Origin of the sequence: Amycolatopsis sp. NPDC088138, assembly GCF_044741685.1 — a bacterium.
In the GTDB taxonomy this organism is placed as follows: Bacteria; Actinomycetota; Actinomycetes; order Mycobacteriales; family Pseudonocardiaceae; genus Amycolatopsis.
Genome location: NZ_JBIUTB010000001.1, coordinates 1429058 through 1448377, shown reverse-complemented (window position 1 = coordinate 1448377; position 19320 = coordinate 1429058). Strand labels below are relative to the sequence as shown.

Genomic DNA, 19320 nt, shown 5'->3' with positions numbered 1-19320 from the left:
AATGGCCCATTGAGGGACTCTAAGTCCCTCAATGGGCCATTCACGGCTTTGATCGCGACGGCTGATTCCCGCCAGCGACGGGGGTGGCCGGGGCGCGACGATGGACCGTGTGAAGACGGAAACCCTTGCGCACTCGGCCATCGAGCCCGGAATCCTCTACTTCGGCACCCCGGTGGTGCTGATCTCCAGCTCCAATGAGGACGGCTCGGCCAACCTCGCCCCGATGTCGTCGGCGTTCTGGCTCGGCTGGCGCGCGATGCTCGGGCTCAGCGCGCGTTCGCACACCACCCACAACCTCCTGCGCACCCGCGAGTGCGTGCTCAACCTGCCTTCGGACGCCCTCGCCGCGCACGTCGACCGGCTCGCCATGACCACCGGCTCGGACCCCGTGCCGGACGGGAAGCAGAAGCGCGGGTACTTCCACATCGCGGAGAAGTTCGAGCGGGCCGGTCTGACGCCGGTGCCGTCGGAGACCGTGGCGCCGCCGCGCGTCGCCGAGTGCCCGGTCGCGATGGAGGCGGTCGTCGAGGCCGTGCACCCGGTCGCCGACGCCGACGAGCGGCAGCGCGGCGGGATCGTCGCGATCGAGGTGCGGGTGCAGCGGGTCTTCGTGCACGACGAGATCCGGCTGCCCGGCAGCGACGACCGGATCGACCCGGACGCCTGGCGGCCGCTGATCATGAGCTTCCAGAAGCTGTACGGCCTCGGCCCGCAGGTCCACCCCTCGACGCTGGCCCGGATCCCGGAACGGCTTTACCGCGGCCCCGACATCGATCGCGCCCGGAGCGTCACGTCGCGCTCAGCTGCTTCAGCAGGGGAGCGAGTGTCGTGATCCCCGCCGTCACCGCGGCGCGGCCCTTCGCCGAGCTGATCAGCGGCTGCTGCGTGAGCAGCACGACGACGTAGCGGTTGTTGACCACACCCGTGGTGTTCAGGACCAGCGCGTTGCGCAGGATCATCCAGCCCTGCTTGATCTGCCACGACGTGCCCGGCAGCCCGTCCGGGATGCCGAAGTACTGGTCCCAGCCGTCGTCGGCCGGGTTGCGGGCGTCGCCGAGCGCGGTGAGCAGCGGCTGCGCGACGTCGTCGGGCACGGTGTCCTCGAGGAACTCATACGTCGCGACGACGTCGGCGGCGCTCGTCTTCGCCATGCCCCACTGGGTCGGGTCGGCCGGCGGCGTCGTGTTCGTGAGGCCGATCAGCGCCGCGGTGCGGGTGACGATCTCGTTGCCGCCGTTGCGTTCCCAGAGCTCCGAGGCGATCGCGTCGTTGCTGCCCGAGAGCATGTCGGTGAGGTCGTCGACGTCGGCGGCGTCCGGCAGCGCCCAGCCGCCGTTCTCGTCGCGCACCTCGTCGATCGCGATCAGCAGCTTGACGACCGAAGCGGTGTAGTACGGCGTGTCGCGGTTGAGCGAGGCCAGTTCCTTCCCGGATTCCCGGTCGAACAGGACGAATCCGACGTCCGTACCGCGCGAAGCGGCCGCCACGGCGTCCGCGACACCGCCCGCGACGCCGGACAGGTCGGGGTAGGGGACCTGGGACGTGGTCGGCGTGGGCGGGCCGACCTCGGTGTCCTGGGGCGGGTCCGGCGTCGCCGTCGTGGTCTGCGCGGCGGGAGCGACCGCCTGCCCGCAGGCCGCGACGAACAGGGTCGCGGTGAGCGCGGCGGCGAGGCCCAGGCGCCGGATCGGTCTTCCCATGCCTGGTCAACGCCCCGCGGTGCCCGTTCGACGGCGGATTTCACCTGTCGGTTGGCTGTGTCTTGCTGTGCGGACGCTGTGGCCGACCGGGCGCCGGTCAGTGGCTGGGACACCGTCAGGCGCCGGGCGTACCGTCGCGGGCGTGAGCGACTTGCGGATCCTGGTGGTGGGTGCCGGTGCGACCGGCGGGTACTTCGGCGGCCGGCTGCTGCAGGCGGGCCGGGACGTGACGTTCCTGGTCCGGCCGGGCCGGGCGAAACTGCTGCGGGAGCGCGGCCTGCGGATCGTCGGGCTCGGCGAGGAGACCGTGCTCGAGCCGCCGATCGTCGAAACCGGGGCCCTGGACGAAACCTACGACCTCGTGCTGCTCGCGGTGAAGGCGACCGCGCTGAGGAGCGCCATCGACGATTTCGCGCCCGCGGTCGGCCCGGAGACGCTGATCCTGCCGTTCCTCAACGGTTTGGCGCACATCGGCACCCTCGCCGCGCGCTTCGGTGAAGCCGCGGTCCTCGGCGGGGTCGCCAAGGTCGTGACCACGGTGGACGACGACGGTGACATCCGACGTCTCGGTCCGTTGCAGAACCTCACCTACGGCGCCCGTGCCGAACCCGTCCCGCCGCGGCTGTCCGACGTGGACGCGGCGCTGACCGGCGCCGGGTTCCCGGCCGCCCGCGACGACGCGATCACCGGTGCCATGTGGGCGAAGTGGGTGTTCATCGCGTCGATCGGCGGGGTGAACGCGCTGATGCGCGGCACGACCGGCGACGTCGTCGCGGTGCCCGGCGGCGCGGCGTTCGCCGAGGCGGTCGTGGCGGAGGCCGCGGCTGTCGCCGAGGCCGCCGGACACCCGGTGCCCGCCGCGGACCTCGAGACGACACGCCGAACGGTGACCGACCCCGGAACGGGTGGTTCTTCGCTCTATCGCGACCTTCTCGGCGGTCACCCGGTCGAGGGGGACCAGATCTTCGGCGATCTCACCGCGCGTGCCCGTGAGCTGGGCGTTTCCGTGCCCCTGCTGGACCTCGTCACCCTGCAGCTCCGGGTGTACAACCACCGGGCCGGGTGAGTGGCCACGGCGGGCCTTTGCCCGCCAGGGACAGGCATCGTGGTCTTTCGGGCATCCGGGTGGCGGCGCCGAACCCCGTTCAAGCCGCACTGCTACTCTTCGTAAGGGAACTTGCTTGAAGGTTTGACGTCTTGAATGTTCGGCGTTCGAGCTTTTACTGAGTGGAATCGGGCGAGGGGAAATGGCGGACAGGTTCGAGTTCGTCCTCGAGGTCGTCGAAGCCCTGGTTGTCGGGCAGGCGACCGGTGGCGACGTCCGGCGGTACCCACTGCGGGCCGGGCACCTCCCGGCGGACCCGGTGCGGTTCGTGCACGTCGCCCGGCAGGTCTACGACGCGCTCGAGGAGCGGCGTCTTTCGGTCTCGGGAGAGCTGCACCCGGGTGTGCGCACGGCTTTCGAGCTGCTGGCGGAACCCCGCGTCTCGGTCGCGGTGACCGGGATCGACGGCCTCGGCGCCGACGTCGCGGTCCTCGTGGTCACCGACGGCGCGCAGGCGCTCGGCATCACGCAGGCCCCGGACAACGACGAGCTGCTGTTCTCGCTCTTCGCGGACGAGGACCTGGTGGAGGTCGTCACCGGCGTGCTGCCCCCGGCGCCCGCCGCGACCACCGGCCGCCACGTCGTGCACCGCGCCGCCGGCCGCGAGGTCTCGGCGATGACCGCCAAGCGGCGCGCCGACGCGGAGTTCGAAGAAGAAGAGACCGACGCCTTCGGCATGATCGAGGTGAAGGCGGTGGTGCGGCCGGGCCGCCGCCCGCCGGCCCCGACACCGTCCGACGTCGCCGTGCTGGAGCGCGTGCTCGCCGAGCCGCGCCTCGGCGGCGGCCACATCGCCGTCACCGCGCAGAGCCGCCGCGGGGAGCGCCTCTCGGGCAACCCGCTGAGCTGGCTCGACACCGCCGACGGCCGCTACCTCGTGCGCACCAGGACCGGTGACGCCGGCGAGCTGGCGGCCGAATACGTGCCCGCGGGCCGCGCCGAGCTGGCGCGCGCCATCCGTGACGCGATCGCTGCGGTCTACTGACCGGGAAGGAACCCTTCTGATGACCGATGACGCGACGGCGGCGACCACTGACGCGCTCCAAGCGGCCCAGTTCGCGACCGCGGACGCCACCCCGCAACTGCAGGCGATGTCCGCGGTGCGCGTCGGCCTCGCCGGCGCCCAGCTGAAGCGGCTCGCCCAGAGCGGCAGCTTCGCGGTCGACGACACCACGGGCAACCGGCTGATCGAGTCGCTCGAAGGCGTGCTCGAGTCGCTGGAGGCGCGCTGGTCGGCGTTGCAGCGGCTGAACGACAAGCCGGCGCTCAGCCGGACCGCGGTCGGCATGTGGGTCTCGGGCCACATGGTGAACACCGCGGCCGACGACCACGGCCTGGTCACCCAGCTCCAGGCCGCGCGGCAGGAGTTCCCGACCTACATCGAGGCCATCAAGCTGGCCAAGCAGAACTACCAGTCACGGGAAGAGGAGACGCGGGCCACGATCGTCGCGCTCCCGTCCGCCGACCAGAGCTGAGGGAGACCGTGGCAGCCACCGCCGAGTCCGTGTCGGACCCGTCGTCCCCGGACTACAACCGCCGCAGCCCGCTGTACGACCCGACGGCGGACTCGTCGTCGAAGTACTACGTCGGGCCGCTGAAGACCGACGACACGCCCTCGGGCGACGAGATCCGCGAGATGGCCACCCAGCAGATCGACGACGAGATCCGGGCCGGCTGGCTCGGCCCCGCCGTCGACCCGGTGCTGCGCGACAAGAAGATCCAGGAGCTGTACCAGCAGCACCTGGACAGCGCGAAGAACGGGCTCGACGAGGGCCTGGCCATGCGCGAGACCGGCGAGCCGCCGCACATGCTGTGGAACAACGCCAGCCACGAGCAGATGGTCGACGCCATCACGCTGGACGCCAACCCGGCGACCGTCGCGGAGACGTCGGAGGAGTGGGTGTCGGTCGGCAGCGACCTCGGCACGCACCAGAAGACCCTGGCGGACTCGATCACCGCGAGCACGAGCAACTGGCAGGGTGACGCCGGTGACGCCGTCCGCGAGCACCTCGCCGGGGTCGGCAAGTGGCTGGGCGCGACCGCGCAGGGCGCGACGCTCGCCGGCCGCCAGCAGGAGATCCACTCGCAGGCGCTGAACGAGACGCAGCGGCAGATGTCCGCGAACCCGCCGGTGCAGTTCGACCTGCAGGCCACCAACCAGAAGCTGCAGTCGATGACCGACCCGGTGCAGTACGCGTCGGCGGCCGGCGAGGCGATCCAGACCTACCGGGCCCAGCAGGTCGCGCGGGAGCACGCCGCGCAGATCATGACCCAGTACGACCAGACCATCGGCGCCGCGGTCGCGACGCCGAAGTTCCCGGCCCCGCCGAAGCTGCCGACCGCGACGGCGAGCGCCCGCACGATGGGCACCCCCCAGTCGTCCAGCGGCGGGCAGGGCCTGATGGGCCGCACCCTCCCGAACGGCCAGCTGGACCCGAACGGCAGCACCGACCCGTCGCTCGCGCGGCTCCCGGCGGCTTCGGCCAACGGCTCGCCCGCGATCGACCCGGCCACCGGCTTCCCGATCGACCCGGCCACCGGCCTGCCCATCGACCCGGCCACCGGAAAGCCCATCGGCGGCGGCAGCGGCGCCGGCGGCAGCGGCGGGTACGGCGGCGCGGGCATCCCGGGCGGCGGCTCCGGTGCCGGTGGCTCCGGCTTCTCCGGCAGCGGGATCCCGGGCGGCGGCAGTGGCAGCGGCGCGGGTGGGTCCGGCGGCGGCGGTGGCGGGAGCTTCACCCCGCCCAACTTCGACATGCCGGAGACCCCCGGCGGCGGCAGCTTCAGCGGCGCGGGCATCCCGGGCTCCTCGGTGCCGGGCTTCGACGACTCGACGACGTCGTCCGGCTTCTCGCCCTCCGGCATCGGCGGCGGTGGCGGCGGCACGGGCGGCGGCAGCGGGTACACCCCGCCGTCGTTCAGCGTTCCCGACATCCCGGGCGGCAGCGGCGGCGTCCGCGGCGGCGGGCTGGGCGGCATCGGCGGCGGCTTCACCCCGCCCGGCATCGACCCGATCACCGGACTGCCCACCGGCACCGGCGGGCTCGGCGGCTCCGGCGGCATCGGCGGCGGTGGCGTCGGCAAGATGCCGACGATCGGCCGCGGCGGCGGCATCAACGGCGAAAGCATCGCGAGCCGCCTCGGCGGCCTCGGTGGCGGCGGCGCCGGGGGCGGGTCCCTCGGTGGCATCGGCGGCGGTACCGGCGGGGCCGGGGCCGGCGGCGCGGGACTGCGCGGCGGTGCGCCCGGCAACCTCAGCGGCGGTGCCGCGTCCGGTGCGGCCGCGGAGGCCGAAGCGCTGGCGGCGCGCAACGCGGCGTCCGGCGCGGGCAAGGCCGGTGCGCCGGGCTCCCCGGGCATGGGCGGCATGGGCGCCGGTGCCAAGGGCGGTAAGAAGGAAGACGACAAGGAACACAAGTCGGCCGACTACGTCGAGAACGACGACCCGAACTTCTTCGACGGCGAGCAGGTCGTGGCGCCGCCGGTGATCGGTGACTGGAAGAACCAGGATTGGAAGTGAGCACATGACAGCGGGCGGCTTCGAGGTCGACTCGGATGACCTGGTGGCGCACGCGAGTCACGTCGACGGTCTGGTGGACCGGCTGAACACGGCGGTCTCCGCGTCGGATTCGGCGATGTCGGACCACGCGTACGGGCTGTTGTGCGCGTTCCTGCCGCCGATCATCCGGCCGACGGGTGAGCAGGCGCAGGACACGCTCAAGGCGTCGATCGAGGGTGTGACAGGGCTGTCGGACAACGTCCGGACGGCCGCGCAGTCCTACCGTGACGGCGAAGAGAACAACACGCAGCCGTTCGAGCGCCAGCTCTCGGCCTCACCGCGATCTGCTGAAGAGAAGGTGAAGGCATGACGAGCCCGAACGGCTCGAACGCGGGTCTCGGGGACCTGATGCGGGACCCCGACGAGGCGATCCGCCGGATGGACGACTGGGCGGCCGGGTTCGCAGCGAAGGCCGAGCGCTACCAGGCGGCCCAGGCGGAGACCGAACGGCTGCGGCTGACCGCCACGAGCGGCGACGGCGCGGTCAGCGTCACCGTCGGCGCGGACGGCACCGTCACCGACCTGACGTTCTCGAACAAGGTCAAGTCGTTCCCGCTGGAGGAGCTGTCGCGGGCGATCCTCACCACGATGCGCCGCGCGCAGTCCGGCATCGCCGAGCGCGTGGCCGGCGTGATGGCCGAGAACCTCGGCGACGAGGACCGCGACACCCGCACGGCCCTGCTCGACTCGCTCCGCGGCCGGTTCCCCGACCCGGACGAGCCCGACGACCCGCCTGTGCCGCCGGCTCCGGGCCCGCCGCCCGTGCCGCCCGCCCCGGCCGGGGGCGCCGCGGTCCCGCCGGCGTCGGCAGCCCCGCCGGCTTCGCCGCCGCCGGGCCGTCGTCCGGGCAGCGACCCGGACGAGCAGGACAACAACCCTTGGTGAGCTGATTCGCCGACGCTTCGGGGGCCACTCGGCCCCCGAAGCGGACCAGGACGCGACTTACCGGTCCTTCCGGCGGTCGACAGCGGCCTTTCCGAGGTCGACACTGGGCCGATGACCGGCCTGATCACCGGAAGCCGTGTCCGGCTGCGGCCCGCCGCAGTCACGGACGCCGCCCGGTTCGAGGAGATCCTGTCGCATCCCGACGTCGCCCGCTGGTGGGCCGACGCCGAGGAGCCGGTGGCCGCCCAGGTGTCCTATCTGCTGGACCCCGACGAGGGCACCACGACCTACGCGATCGAACACGACGACGTCACGGGCACTGACGTCACGGGCACGGTCGTCGTGGGTATCGAACTGGCGTTCGAGGAGGCCGACCCGCAGTACCGGCACGCCGGCATCGACATCGCCGTGCACCCGGACTTCCAGGGGCACGGCCTGGGCTCGGACGCCATCCGGGCGCTGGCCGGGCACCTGTTCACGGTGCGCGGGCACCACCGGCTGGTGATCGACCCGGCCGCGGACAACAAGGCCGCGATCAAGCTCTACGAGGCCCTCGGCTTCCGGCCGGTCGGCACGATGCGCTCCTACGAGCGCGGTCCGGACGGCAGCTGGCACGACGGGCTGCTGATGGACCTGCTGGCCGAGGACCTGGTTCCGGCGGCGGCATTGGCCGGCGCGTGAGCACGCAGGCGGTGCCCACCTCGCCCGGGCAGCTGCGGCGGGTCGCCGTGGCCAGCGCCATCGGGACCACGATCGAGTGGTACGACTACTTCATCTACAGCACCGCGGCCGCGCTGGTGTTCGGCAAGCTGTTCTTCACGACGCTCTCACCCGCGTCCGGCACGCTGGCCTCGTTCGCGACGCTCGGCGTCGGCTTCCTGGCCCGCCCGGTCGGCGGGATCCTGTGGGGGCACTTCGGTGACCGCGCCGGCCGCAAGGCGATGCTGGTGCTGTCCCTGCTCGTGATGGGCGTGGCGACGGTCGGTGTCGGCCTGCTCCCGACCTACAGCGCGATCGGCGTGTGGGCGCCGATCCTGCTGGTGGTGCTGCGGCTGCTGCAGGGCCTGAGCGCGGGCGGCGAGTGGGGCGGCGCGGCGCTGATGGCCGTCGAGCACGCGCCGGAAGGGCGGCGCGGCCGCTACGGCGCGTTCTCGCAGATCGGCGTCCCGGCCGGGCTGATCCTCGCGCAGCTGGTGTTCTTCGTACTCGGCAAGTCGCTGACCGACGCCCAGTTCGCGTCGTGGGGCTGGCGGGTGCCGTTCCTGGTGAGCATCGTGCTCGTCGGCGTCGGCCTGGTGATCCGGCTGCGGATCGAGGAGAGCCCGGTGTTCGCGAGCCTGCGGGAGTCGGCGGCGCGCAGCCGGCGTCCGATCGTCGACGTCTTCCGCGAGCGGCCGCGGGCGCTGCTGGTCGCGTCGGGGAGTTTCATCGCGAACACCGCGATCGGCTACATCTTCCTGGCGTACCTGTTGTCCTACGGCACTTCCGTGCTGAAGATCGACCGCACCACGTTGCTGGTGGTGGTGATCGTGGGCAGCGTGACGTGGCTGGTGAGCATCCTGGTGACGGCGGCGTGGTCCGACCGCGTCGGGCGGAAACCGGTGTACCTCTGGGGTTCGGTGCTGCTGGTGGTCTGGCCGATCCCGTTCTTCCTGCTGGTCGACACCCGCCAGGCGGTGTGGCTGATCGTCGCGGTGGTGGTGCTGAACATCGGCCTGGGCGCGACGTACGGGCCGCAGTCGGCGTTGTTCGCGGAGCTGTTCGAGCCGCGCTACCGCTACAGCGGGGCGTCGTTCTCGTACGCGGTGGGCGCGGTGTTGGGCGGTGGCTTCGCACCGCTGATCGCGACGGCGTTGCAGACCTCGACCGGGACGTCGTTCTCGGTCTCGCTTTATCTGGTGGGAGTGGCGGTGCTGAGCCTGGTGGCGGTGATCTTCATCCCGCGTGAGTGATCACAGCCGGTCCGCCGCGGCGACGCGTTCTTAGCCGCGTCGCCAGGGCAGGGGTGGCCTGGCGGAGTCGTAGGCGGGCAGCATCCAGAGCGGGTCTGCTGGGTCGCGAGACTATCGCGTTGAAGTCGTTTGTGGTGCTGGCCGGCGTGCCCCGTGTCGGATGGCGGTCTCTACCCGGCGCGGGTGATCACAGCCGGACCGCGCGGCCATCCGCTCTTGGCCCGCGTCGCCGGGGTGGAGGTGGTCGCCCGCGTGCGCAGGGGGTCGGCCGGGCGGACCGCCGCGTCGACGTCGTGTACGGTGCCGAGACGTCTGCCGTAGTTCGCCCTAGGTGGCGGTTTCCACCTCGCGTGAGTGGATCCGGCCGGACTGCGGCGGCGATGCGTTCTTAGCCCCGTCGCCGGAGTGTCAGATCACCCGCGTGCGTATCGGGGTCGGCCGGGTGGCGGTCCCTACCCCGCGTGAGTGATCACAGCCGGTCCAGCCGGACCGCGGCCGCCATCCGCTCGTAGCCCGCGTCGCCCGGGTGGAGGTGGTCGCCCGAGTCGTACGCCGGCAGCATCCGCAGCGGGTCGGCCGGGTCGCGGACCGCCGCGTCGAAGTCGACCACTCCGTCGAACACCCCGCTCGTGCGGATGAACCGGTTCACCGCCGTGCGGGTGGCCTCCAGCGTTTCGTCGTAGACGGCCCAGCCCTTGAACGGGGTCAGCGTGCCGCCGAGGACGCGGATGCCGCGGGCGTGGGCCTGCGCGACCAGCTGGCGGTAGGCCGACGTGATCGCGTTCGGGTCGGTCTGGTGCGGGTCCTGCTGGATGTCGTTGATGCCCTCCAGCACGATCAGCGTCCGCACGCCGCCGACGCCGAGCACGTCGCGGTCGAAGCGGGACAGCGCGTTCTGGCCCGCGCCGCTGCCGGGGACGTCGAGCAGGAGGCGGTTGGCGCTGATGCCCGCGTTCTGCACGCCGAAACGGCCGTGCAGCCGGTCGGCGAGGTAGTCCGGCCAGCGGTGGTTGGCTCCGGCGGTCGAGCCGACGCCGTCGGTGATCGAGTCGCCGAGCGTCACCACCGTCGCCTCGGCGCTGCCCTGGACGTCCACTCCGGACACGTAGTGCCACACCGACGTCTGCTCGTTGTAGGGGGCGCCCGACTCGCTGGCGGTGAAGTCGCCGGCCCGGGTGAAGTACGACGTCTGCGACGCGGCCGGGTGATAGGTGACCGGCCCGGACTTCGTCGGCATGTAGGTCGTCACGAGCAGATTCGCGTCCGCCGGGACCCGCAGGTTCACCGGGTCGCTCAGCACCTCGGCGCCGTTCGGCACGACGGCGCTCGCCGCGCCGCCGAACGTCAGCGACCGCAGGGTGCCGGGCACGGCGTCCGGGCCGTTCGCCTGGACCGCGACGGTGACGTGCCCGAACGTCACGGCACTGGTGCCGAAGGCGTTCGAGAGGTGGATCCGGGCCCGGCCGCCGCCGACGCTGGTGTGCACGACGTTGCGGATCGAGTAACCGGGGTAGCCGTCCGGGGTGTTCGCCACGCCGGACGCGGGTGCCGCGGCCCAGGTGCCGGTCCAGCCGCCGACGGCGTGCTCGGCGAGCACCGGGACAGCGCTTTCCGGGTTCGCGCTGCCGGACGTCGTGAGGAGGCCGAATCCCGTCAGGACGGCCGCGCTCACGGCCAGGAAGCGTCGCATGCACCCACGGTCGCCCGCCTGCGCCGAGTGGGGGACCGCTGATCAGGTGAGCAAACCGGACAAGATCCCGGACAGCCGGGGACGGACCCGCCCGGGATTCTGGGGATGCCGGGCGGGTCCGTGCGAGGTGGCCGTTGCCGCGACGGCCGCTCGCCGGAGTGCCCGGTCCCGATCGAGGCGGAGGCTGGCCCCGGATCGTTGCATCGTGGCGACCCCGGAGGGCGTGTGCGAGAACGCCCTCACCCGAAGCACGGCTGCCGCCGCGGGGTGGTTCAGCGGGAACCGCGGATTGGCCGGAATTCTCCTGGTGCAGCCGCGAAACGCCGTGAAGGCCACCTTGAGGGACTCTGAGTCCCTCAAGGTGGCCTTCACGGCGTTTCGAGTGTCAGGCGGCGGCGGGGAACACGCCCAGCGCGCGGTGACCGGCATCGGTGAGTACGGCGGGCGACCACTGGCCCGGCGCGACCGGCGTCGCGGCGCGGACCAGTCCGGCGCGGGCGAGGTCGTGGGCGGTGTTCTGGTCGCAGCACGACAGTCCGTCGACGCGGAGGTCGGGTTCGCAGCTGCAGCGGAGCTCCGCGCGGCCGTCGCCGACCGCCTTGAGCATGGCGATCGCGCGTCGGCTCAGCGCGCTCGGGTGGGTGGACATGGTCTGGCCTCTCGGTCCGGCTGGTTCTGGTGCGAGTGCTGCAGCTCGTCACTGAGGAATACGCGCAGTACGCGAGCCCGGTTCACTTTGATCGAGCCTCTTGACACGGCGAAGGCGGACGAGCAGGGTCAGTCATCGGATGAATCAGCTCCACTGACCACAGATCGGCCCACTGGGGGGCCAGTCTGCCCGTACTCATCCGATCCCTGGAGGTTCAGTGACGACCTTCCCCCGCCGTCAAGCCCTCGGCATGGCCGCCGGAGCCGCCGTGGCTCTGAGTGCGGCCGGCCTGACGCCCGCGGGCGCCGCCGTGCCCGTCGACGCCGCCGGTGACACGCCCGGCACCCCGATCGTCCCGCCCCCGCCGCCCGTCCCGGTCCCGCTCGACACCTGGTTCTCCAACGACGGCATCGACAGCGCGTCCGCCACCGGCGGCGACTTCGACGGTTCCGGCTACACCTTCCCGGCCGAAGGCCTGCCGGCCGGGCAGACCACGACCGTCGGCGGCGTGCCGTTCCGGCTCGGGTCCGCGGCCGCCGGGGCGAAGAACAACGTCGTCGCCACCGGCCAGAAGATCGACCTGCCGAAGGGGCGTTACTTCGTCGCGTACTTCCTGGTCGCCGCGAGCTACGGCACCACCGGCGGCACGGCGACCGTGCACTACGCCGACGGCAGCACGAGCGCCGGCTCCCTGTCCGGCCCGGACTGGTACACCGGCAACGGCGCGCTGGTCTCGCCGTTCCGCTACGCGCCCGGCGGGGTCGTCGACACCAACCCGGTTTCCCTGGCCACCGGCCAGGTCTGGGTCGACCCGGCCCGCGACGCCGTCGCGCTGACGCTGCCGACCACCGCGGCGCCCGCGCCCAACGTCTCGAGCCTGCACGTCTTCGCGCTCACCCTGCAGCCCGTCGCGGTCGGCCGGTCGGCGCTGGTGCTGGACGGCCGGTCGACGGCGAACCTGCTGACCGACGGCGGTCCGCAGGCCGCCGAGGCGACCGTGGTCAACGCGGGCACGGTCTGGCTCGGTGCCCGCGACCGCGTCTCGGTCACCCTCGACGTCCCCGGCGGCCGGACGACGGTCCCGGCGACCATCCGCGCGCTCGCGCCGGGGGAGCAGGCGACGGTCCGGCTCGGCCTCGCGCCGAACGCCTCCGTCCCGCCCGGCACCACCACGACCGGCCAGCTCCGCGTCACGGCCGGGCGCGGCACCCTCGCCACCCAGCAGGTGCCGGTCACGCTGGGGATCCCGGACTTCCGGCCGACCGACGCGTCGCTGTCGACGCACCGCGCGCCGTACTGGTTCAACGACAGCAAGTTCGGCATCTTCATCCACTGGGGCGTGTACGCGGTGCCCGCGTGGGCGCCGGTCGGGCAGCAGTACGCCGAGTGGTACTGGCAGAACCAGCAGGACCCCAACGGCGCGACCTACGCCTACCACGCCCAGAAGTACGGCGAGAACTTCGTCTACGACGACTTCATCCCGATGTTCACCGCGAAGAAGTTCGACCCGCGTTCCTGGCTGAAGCTGATCGCGGACGCGGGTGCCGAGTACTACGTCCTGACGTCCAAGCACCACGACGGTTTCGCCTTGTGGGACACCAAGGTCAGTGACCGCAACGCCGTGAAGCTCGGCCCTCGGAGGAACGTCATCGCCGAGTTGTTCGCGGCGTCGCGCAAGTACACCCCACAGCTGCGCAACGGCCTGTACTTCTCGCTGCCGGAGTGGTTCAACCCCGACAACCCGTGGATGGGCCACGCGCCGCGGAATCCGTACAGCGGCGCACCGCTGCCCTACACCGGGTACACGGCGGGCAAGGACTTCGTCCGCGACTACCAGGCGCCGCAGGTGCTCGAGCTGATCTCGGAGTTCGACCCGGACGTGCTGTGGTTCGACATCGGCGGCGACAACGACAGCCGGAACGTGCTGACGGAGTACTTCAACCACGCGAAGAACCGCAGGTACCCCAAGGACGTCACCTACAACGACCGCGGCGGCATCCCGGACCACGACTTCACCACGCCCGAGTACACGACGTACCCGAACACGGTGGTGGCGAAGTGGGAGTCGAGCCGCGGCCTCGACCCGTTCTCCTACGGCTACAACCGCGCGACGCCGGACGACAAGTACATGACCGCCGAGGAGGTCGTCCGCACGCTCGTCGACATCGTGTCGAAGAACGGCAACTTCCTGCTCGACATCGGCCCGGACTTCGACGGCACCATCCCGGCCGTCATGCAGCAGCACCTGCGGGACGCGGGCGCGTGGCTGAAGGTCAACGGCGAGGCGATCTACGGCACGACGTACTGGTCACGGATGGCGCAGCTGGGCGACCTGCGGTTCACGGTGAAGCAGAACGAGGCGTTCTACGTGCACTCGCTCGCCGCCCCGGGCAGCAGGCTGGTGGTCGACGCCCCGGTCCCGATCCGCACCGGTGACCGCGTCACGCTGCTCGGCTACCGCGGGAACCTGCACTGGAGCGTCGAAAACGGCTCGCTGGTGATCGACGTCCCGGCGGCCGCCCGCCAGTCCGGCCGCTTCGCCTGGGTGTTCAAGATCGCCTGGGCTTAGAAGTCGGCGTTGCTGCCGATGTACAGCTCCGCGAACGCCGCCGCCGCGGCGGGGGAACCCAGCAGCCGGCGCATCCGGGCTTCCGCGATGCGCGCGAGGAACGGGTTCTCCGTCGTGGCGGCGGTCTGGTGGAAGATGTCGGACAGCCACAGCGAGAACTCCTGGTACTGCCAGACCAGGGGCAGGCAGGCCGCCGAGTAGCCGGCCAGCCGCGACGGATCCCCGGCGTAGTGCGCCTGGATCGCCTCGGCGAGCAGGAACGCGTCGTGCAGCGCGAGGTTCATGCCCTTCGCCGCGATCGGCGCGACCAGGTGCGCCGACTCGCCCGCCAGGTGCAGGCGGCCGTGCGACATCGGCTCCACGACGTAGTTGTGCATGTCGAGGATCCGCTTCTCGATCAGCCGTCCCTCGGTGATCGGGCCGTCCGGTACCGCCAGCCGGGCCTGCAGCTCCCGCCAGACGCGCTCGTCGGGCCAGTCGGCTTCGGTCTCGCCCGCCGCCGTCTGCAGGTAGAACCGCGTGACGTCCGGCGTGCGGGCCATGTGCGCGCCGAACCCGCGCGGGTGGATGCCGAAGAGCACGCCGTCGGCCGACGGCGGCGCCTCCGCGAGCAGGGCCAGCCAGCCGATCCCGTAGTCGTGGTGCGCTTTCACCGTCGATTCCGCCGGGAGGTGGCCCTGCGAGACGCCGCGGGCGCCGTCGCACCCGGCGACGAAGTCGCACTCGATCCGGTGCTCGCCGCCGGCGGTCCGAAATGTCACCGCCGGCGAGTCCGACGTCAGGTCGTGCAGCCGGACGTCGCCGACTTCGAAGACCGCTTCGCCGCCGGCGTCGGTGTACTGCGCGACGAGGTCGGTCACCAGGAGTTGTTGCGGGTAAACGAAATGCCGCTGCCCGGTGACGTCGCCGTAGTTGAAGGCGTGCCGCCGCCCGGCGAACCGGAACTCGAACTTCTCGTGCCGTGGCGCCTTCGCGACGAGCTGCTCGCCGAGGCCGCGTTCTTCGAGCCCGCGGACCGCCCACTCTTCGATGAACCCGGCCCGCGGCCGCTGCTCGATGAACGCCCGGCTCTGTTCCTCGAGCAGCACGCAGGCGATCCCCGCGCGCCGCAAGAGGTTCGCCAGCGTCAACCCGGCCGGACCCGCCCCCACCACGACCACCGCCGTGCGCGTCGCCACCATGCGCCCGAGCGTAGCGAACCGGGCAAATCAGTAAAAGTGCCGTAGCTGTGGCCATGCGGCCGACCACGGCCGGGTCAGCGTGGCGCACACCGAGACGGTGACGCCGTCCTCGTCGTTGTCGATGCCTTCGGCGTTGTGGTGCATCACCACCGGCCGGCAGCCGGTGATCAGCCGCGACGCGGGGGAGCCGCGTTCGAGCCGGCCGATCAGCAGCACCGGTCCGACCAGCCGGTCCGGCGGCGGTCCCCAGTCGGCGAAGGACATGTGCGGTGAGTACGCCTGGGGCAGCCCGCGTTCGGGCCCGTAGTACTCGAGCGCGCCGGCCTCACCGTAGTTGCCGGCGAGGATGACCGCGGTGTCCTTGTCCGGGACCTGCGCCCACGCCGCCGCGACCGTGTCGGCGAACTCCGGCCAGCCGACCTGCTCGCCGGATTCCTTGTTCACCGCCAGAACGGGGCCCAGCGCCGGGGCCGGGAGCACCGGGAGTCCGATGAGGACGGACACCACCACGCACACCGCGGCCGCCACGCCGGTCAGCGCCCGCGCCACCGTCCCGGTCCGGGCGAGCCACCGCACCGCGGGTTCGGCGCCGAGCGCGACCAGCGGCAGCAGCAACGGCACCGAGTAGTACGGCTTCCCGCCCAGCGCCAGCAGTTCCACGCAGACGACCGGGTACGCGATGGCCAGTGCACGGGCCCAGCGCACCCCGGCGTCGCGCCACGGCCGGAGCAGCCCGGCGATCCACACCGGCACCAGCACCGGCGACAGGTAGACCAGCTGCATCGGCACGAACAGCACGCGGTTCTCCACGCCGTCGTCCTCGCTGATCCCGCTCGCGACGGTGAGCATCGGCCAGCCGTGCGACGCCTGCCAGAGCACCACCGGCGCGGTCAGCACGGCGGCGACGCCGATGCCCGCGGCGAGCCACCAGGTCCGGAGCACGCGGCGCGGCCCGGCGACCGCCACGCCGATGCCGAGCCCGGACAGCAGGAGCAGCACCAGCCACTTGTTCATCATGCCGAGCCCGGCCGCCGCGCCGACCGCGAGCCACCACCGCCCGTCGCCGGTGCGCAGCAGCCGCAGGCCGAAGAAGGCGATCAGCGACCACAGCAGCATGTCCGCGGTGTTGGTCGCGAGCATGTGCGCGACGACCAGCACGTACGTCGACAGCGCCGTCGCCACCGCGGTGAGCAGCTGCGCGCCGCGGCCGCCGCCGCACTCGCGGGCGATGAGCACGACGACCACGACGGTCGCCATCGCCAGCAGGGTCGCGACGACCCGCAGCCCCATGGGGGTCTCGCCGAACAGCGCCGTCGAGGCCCGCGCGAGCCACGGCGTGATCGGCGGCTGGTCGACGTACCCCCAGGCCGGCCGTTTCCCGGCGGCGAGGAAGTACAGCTCGTCGCGGTGGAAGCCGTAGCGGCTCGACAACAGCGTCAGCACCACGGCTTGGAGCGCGACGACGACACCGACTGGTAACGCGGCAAAACGTGGCAATGACCCGGATTCGCGACCGGCCCCCATGGCAGTCTCCCCTCGGCGTGCGAGGAGCGTACGCCGTGGATCACCCGTTCGGGAGCGCTCCGACGTATTCGCCGCCCGCGTCGGCGACCAGCTCTTCGAGGGACTGCGCGCGCCGGATCGGCGTGAACCGGACTTCGCCGTCCACGCCGATGTCGAAGCCGTGGACGGCCGGGCGCGCCATGGTGTTGTAGGCGTAGTGCGCGCCGAAGTAGTACGCGCCGGTGTCGTGCGCGACGACGAGGTCACCGGGCTCCAGCAGCGGCAGCGGCCGTTCCCGGGCCAGGAGGTCACCGGCGAAGCAGAGCGGCCCGGCGACGTCCTGCGGCACCTCGGGCCCGGTCTTCGGCGTGCCCGCGGCGTCGTAGGCGCTGAGCCGCAACGGCCAAAGCTCCGGCTGCAGCACCGTGCGCGCGGCCACCTGGGCACCGGCGTGCGTGACGGCGATGTGCCGCCCGCCCGCGACCTTCGTGTATTCGACGGCGCTGACCAGGAAGCCGTTCTTCGCCAGCAGCGACCGGCCGAACTCGGTGACGTAGGTGTAGCGCCCGTCGGCGAGTGCCGGGACCCGCGCGAGCAGCGTCTCGACGTAGTCCGCGTAGGTGGGCCCCGGCTCGTCCGAGGTGAAGTCCACCGGCAGCCCGCCGCCGAGGTCGATGCTGGTGACCTGCCGGTAGCCGGCTTCGGCGTTGATCTCCTCGGCGAGGGCGTGCACGGCGGCGACCCCGTCGGCCATCAGCCCGGGCGGGCAGCCCTGCGAGCCGACGTGGACGTGCAGCCGGGTCAGCCACGGCCGGTGCGCGAACGCCTCGAGCAGCAGCGCGCGATACCCGTGGTCCCGCAGGGGAATGCCGAACTTCGACGACGCCGTCGCGGTGCTCGTCTCGCCGATCCGCCCGGCCCCGACCTGCGGGTTGATCCGCAGGCCCAGCACCGAGCGGGGCGGCGCCGAGCCGACGAGCCGGTCGAGCCGGGCCAGCTCCTGGAAGTTGTCGGCGTTGATCGCGGTGCCTTCGGCCAGCGCGTGCGCGAGCTCGCCCACGGTCTTGGCGGGGGAGTCGAGCACCAGCCGCGGCCCGCGGAGGCCGGCGGCTTCGGCGACCGCCGTCTCACCCGGGCTGGCGACCTCGGCGTCGATCCCGAGGTCGCCGAGGAACCGCAGGAGCGGGGCGAGCCCGCACGCCTTGGCGGCGACGGTGTGCTGGACGTGCCCGAGCGGGGCGAAGGCCTCGGTCAGCTCCTCGGCGGCCGCACGGAGGCCGGCGAGGTCGACGAACCCGGCCATCGGGTCGACGAGCCGCCGGTCCGCCGCGGCGGTGAGGGCGAGCAGCCGGCGGTCGGTGCGGGCCGGGGAGGCGCTGGTCGTGGTCATGCCTCAAGCACAGCAGCGAGAGGCCGCGCCGGTCCAAGACGTGGACCCGATGACTGCATAGGGCGCGCCTATAATGACGGGGTGGACCTTCGCCGCTGGCACTACTTCGCCGTGCTCGCCGAAGAGATGCACTTCACCCGGGCGGCCGCCCGGCTGTTCGTGTCGCAGCCGTCGTTGAGCCAGCAGATCCGCGCGTTCGAGGCCGAGCTGGGCGTCGCGCTGCTGGACCGCTCGGGACCGCGGTTCGCGTTGACGGACGCCGGCCGGGTCGCGGCGGCGGAGGCCCGGGAGCTGCTGGACCGGCTGGAGCGCGCGCGGGGCGTGATCACCGCGGCCGGCCGCGGTGACTCGGGACGGCTCCGGATCGCCTACACCCGCTCGGCGCCCGGACCGCTGGCGGGCGACCTGGTCGCGGCGTACCGCGCACGCTTCCCGGGCGTCGAACTCGCCCTGGAGACGGGCTGGACGAGCCTCAACCTGACCCGGCTGGCGGCGGGCGAGATCGACCTCGGTTTCGTGCGCCCGCCGGTCACCCACCCGGGTGTCGAAGTGGTCGCGGTCGGGTCTGAGGAGGTCCTGATCGTCCTGCCGTCCGCCCACGACCTGGCCCGCCGCCGTGGCCGCCTGCGGCGCGCCTGGATCGCGGGTGAGCCGGTGGTGTTCTGGCCACGCGAGAACGGCCCGGGTCAGTACGACGCGATAAGCGCCCAGGTCTGGCCGGCCGGCGTCCCGCCGATCGTGCGCGAGGAGCCGGAGGACGAGCAGCTGATGCGCGCGGTGGCGGAAGGCGCGGGCATCGCGGCGGTCCCGGAACACCGGGCGCGGGCGCTGCGACGCCGTGGTGTGGTGCTGCGGCGGCTGGAGGAACCGGTGCCGCGCATCGACTTGGGTCTGGCTTGGCGGGCGGGTGCGGTGTCGTCGGTGGTACGGGCCTTTGTGGACCTTGCGGCAGCCGGCGCGCAGGCGGCGGTGGTCGGCTAAGCCCGATCAGAGTGATCACTCTTACCGGGCGGAGTGTTCGACGCGGACGAGGGGGCCGCTGGGGCGCTTCGGCCTGGCGTGGCGGGCGGGCGCGTTGCCCTCGGTGGTGCGTGCAATGGTGCTGGCATCCCGCGGACTCGCGTACCCGGACGGACG

Annotated in this window: 17 protein-coding genes; 11 read left to right on the top strand and 6 right to left on the bottom strand. The window is 72.4% G+C overall.

Going from position 1 to position 19320, the window contains the following annotated elements; all coding sequences use genetic code 11:
• Positions 1-109: 109 nt before the first annotated feature.
• A complete protein-coding gene (locus ACIOD2_RS06525; RefSeq protein ID WP_400535060.1) occupies positions 110-832 on the top strand; it encodes a flavin reductase family protein in 723 nt (240 codons plus the stop codon).
• Here ACIOD2_RS06525 and ACIOD2_RS06520 read toward each other — a convergent pair.
• The gene (locus ACIOD2_RS06520; RefSeq protein WP_400535058.1) at positions 789-1700 is read right to left on the bottom strand and encodes a hypothetical protein; all 912 of its coding nucleotides are present in this window, start codon (positions 1698-1700) and stop codon (positions 789-791) included. The genes ACIOD2_RS06525 and ACIOD2_RS06520 overlap by 44 nt on opposite strands.
• A gap of 142 nt (positions 1701-1842) precedes the next feature.
• Between ACIOD2_RS06520 and ACIOD2_RS06515 the strand changes: the two genes are divergently transcribed.
• From ACIOD2_RS06515 to ACIOD2_RS06480, 8 genes are all read left to right on the top strand, one after another.
• Entirely contained in the window at positions 1843-2766 is a 924-nt protein-coding gene (locus tag ACIOD2_RS06515; RefSeq protein ID WP_400535056.1) for a ketopantoate reductase family protein, read from the top strand.
• Between the two features lie 181 nt (positions 2767-2947).
• A complete protein-coding gene (locus ACIOD2_RS06510) occupies positions 2948-3790 on the top strand; it encodes an ESX secretion-associated protein EspG (protein ID WP_400535054.1) in 843 nt (280 codons plus the stop codon).
• Between the two features lie 19 nt (positions 3791-3809).
• Positions 3810-4280, top strand: a complete 471-nt coding sequence (locus tag ACIOD2_RS06505; protein ID WP_400535053.1) for a hypothetical protein — start codon at positions 3810-3812, stop codon at positions 4278-4280.
• Positions 4281-4288: 8 nt separating this feature from the next.
• Positions 4289-6325 carry a hypothetical protein gene (locus tag ACIOD2_RS06500; RefSeq protein ID WP_400535051.1) on the top strand — a complete coding sequence of 679 codons (2037 nt, stop codon included), beginning with the start codon at positions 4289-4291 and terminating at the stop codon, positions 6323-6325.
• Positions 6326-6329: 4 nt separating this feature from the next.
• On the top strand, positions 6330-6674 hold the full coding sequence (locus ACIOD2_RS06495; protein ID WP_400535049.1) for a type VII secretion target: 345 nt from the start codon (positions 6330-6332) through the stop codon (positions 6672-6674).
• On the top strand, positions 6671-7249 hold the full coding sequence (locus ACIOD2_RS06490; RefSeq protein WP_400535047.1) for a YbaB/EbfC family nucleoid-associated protein: 579 nt from the start codon (positions 6671-6673) through the stop codon (positions 7247-7249). Before ACIOD2_RS06495 ends, ACIOD2_RS06490 begins: the two co-directional genes overlap by 4 nt.
• Positions 7250-7360: 111 nt before the next feature.
• Positions 7361-7930 carry a GNAT family N-acetyltransferase gene (locus tag ACIOD2_RS06485; protein ID WP_400535045.1) on the top strand — a complete coding sequence of 190 codons (570 nt, stop codon included), beginning with the start codon at positions 7361-7363 and terminating at the stop codon, positions 7928-7930.
• Entirely contained in the window at positions 7927-9201 is a 1275-nt protein-coding gene (locus tag ACIOD2_RS06480) for an MFS transporter (protein WP_400535043.1), read from the top strand. Before ACIOD2_RS06485 ends, ACIOD2_RS06480 begins: the two co-directional genes overlap by 4 nt.
• A gap of 469 nt (positions 9202-9670) precedes the next feature.
• Here the strand turns inward: ACIOD2_RS06480 and ACIOD2_RS06475 are convergent, their stop codons facing one another.
• Positions 9671-10891 carry an SGNH/GDSL hydrolase family protein gene (locus ACIOD2_RS06475; protein WP_400535041.1) on the bottom strand — a complete coding sequence of 407 codons (1221 nt, stop codon included), beginning with the start codon at positions 10889-10891 and terminating at the stop codon, positions 9671-9673.
• A gap of 385 nt (positions 10892-11276) precedes the next feature.
• Positions 11277-11540 (bottom strand): hypothetical protein, encoded by a 264-nt coding sequence (locus tag ACIOD2_RS06470; RefSeq protein WP_400535039.1) that lies wholly within the window; start codon positions 11538-11540, stop codon positions 11277-11279.
• Between the two features lie 217 nt (positions 11541-11757).
• On the opposite strand from ACIOD2_RS06470, the gene ACIOD2_RS06465 reads away from it, so the two are divergent.
• Positions 11758-14109 carry an alpha-L-fucosidase gene (locus tag ACIOD2_RS06465; RefSeq protein WP_400535037.1) on the top strand — a complete coding sequence of 784 codons (2352 nt, stop codon included), beginning with the start codon at positions 11758-11760 and terminating at the stop codon, positions 14107-14109.
• On the opposite strand, the gene ACIOD2_RS06460 is transcribed toward ACIOD2_RS06465, so the two are convergent.
• Genes ACIOD2_RS06460 through ACIOD2_RS06450 form a run of 3 tightly spaced genes read right to left on the bottom strand, consistent with a single transcriptional unit; the run spans position 14106 to position 18183 of the window.
• Positions 14106-15290 (bottom strand): 4-hydroxybenzoate 3-monooxygenase, encoded by a 1185-nt coding sequence (locus tag ACIOD2_RS06460; protein WP_400535035.1) that lies wholly within the window; start codon positions 15288-15290, stop codon positions 14106-14108. The genes ACIOD2_RS06465 and ACIOD2_RS06460 overlap by 4 nt on opposite strands.
• 27 nt (positions 15291-15317) lie before the next feature.
• Positions 15318-16814, bottom strand: a complete 1497-nt coding sequence (locus ACIOD2_RS06455) for a glycosyltransferase family 39 protein (RefSeq protein ID WP_400535033.1) — start codon at positions 16812-16814, stop codon at positions 15318-15320.
• A 40-nt stretch (positions 16815-16854) separates the two neighbouring features.
• Complete coding sequence (locus tag ACIOD2_RS06450) at positions 16855-18183, bottom strand: diaminopimelate decarboxylase (protein ID WP_400535031.1); 1329 nt, start codon at positions 18181-18183, stop codon at positions 16855-16857.
• Positions 18184-18264: 81 nt separating this feature from the next.
• Between ACIOD2_RS06450 and ACIOD2_RS06445 the strand changes: the two genes are divergently transcribed.
• Complete coding sequence (locus tag ACIOD2_RS06445) at positions 18265-19164, top strand: LysR family transcriptional regulator (RefSeq protein ID WP_400535029.1); 900 nt, start codon at positions 18265-18267, stop codon at positions 19162-19164.
• The last annotated feature ends 156 nt before the right edge of the window (positions 19165-19320 follow it).

What these genes read in the sequence shown, in the direction of transcription:
- ACIOD2_RS06520 (WP_400535058.1), bottom strand. Translation starts at nt 1,700, where the DNA reads ATGGGAAGACCGATCCGGCGCCTGGGCCTCGCCGCCGCGCTCACCGCG.
- ACIOD2_RS06455 (WP_400535033.1), bottom strand. Translation starts at nt 16,814, where the DNA reads ATGGGGGCCGGTCGCGAATCCGGGTCATTGCCACGTTTTGCCGCGTTA.
- ACIOD2_RS06450 (WP_400535031.1), bottom strand. Translation starts at nt 18,183, where the DNA reads ATGACCACGACCAGCGCCTCCCCGGCCCGCACCGACCGCCGGCTGCTC.
- ACIOD2_RS06505 (WP_400535053.1), top strand. Translation starts at nt 3,810, where the DNA reads ATGACCGATGACGCGACGGCGGCGACCACTGACGCGCTCCAAGCGGCC.
- ACIOD2_RS06490 (WP_400535047.1), top strand. Translation starts at nt 6,671, where the DNA reads ATGACGAGCCCGAACGGCTCGAACGCGGGTCTCGGGGACCTGATGCGG.
- ACIOD2_RS06495 (WP_400535049.1), top strand. Translation starts at nt 6,330, where the DNA reads ATGACAGCGGGCGGCTTCGAGGTCGACTCGGATGACCTGGTGGCGCAC.
- ACIOD2_RS06510 (WP_400535054.1), top strand. Translation starts at nt 2,948, where the DNA reads ATGGCGGACAGGTTCGAGTTCGTCCTCGAGGTCGTCGAAGCCCTGGTT.
- ACIOD2_RS06475 (WP_400535041.1), bottom strand. Translation starts at nt 10,891, where the DNA reads ATGCGACGCTTCCTGGCCGTGAGCGCGGCCGTCCTGACGGGATTCGGC.
- ACIOD2_RS06485 (WP_400535045.1), top strand. Translation starts at nt 7,361, where the DNA reads ATGACCGGCCTGATCACCGGAAGCCGTGTCCGGCTGCGGCCCGCCGCA.
- ACIOD2_RS06470 (WP_400535039.1), bottom strand. Translation starts at nt 11,540, where the DNA reads ATGTCCACCCACCCGAGCGCGCTGAGCCGACGCGCGATCGCCATGCTC.
- ACIOD2_RS06460 (WP_400535035.1), bottom strand. Translation starts at nt 15,290, where the DNA reads ATGGTGGCGACGCGCACGGCGGTGGTCGTGGTGGGGGCGGGTCCGGCC.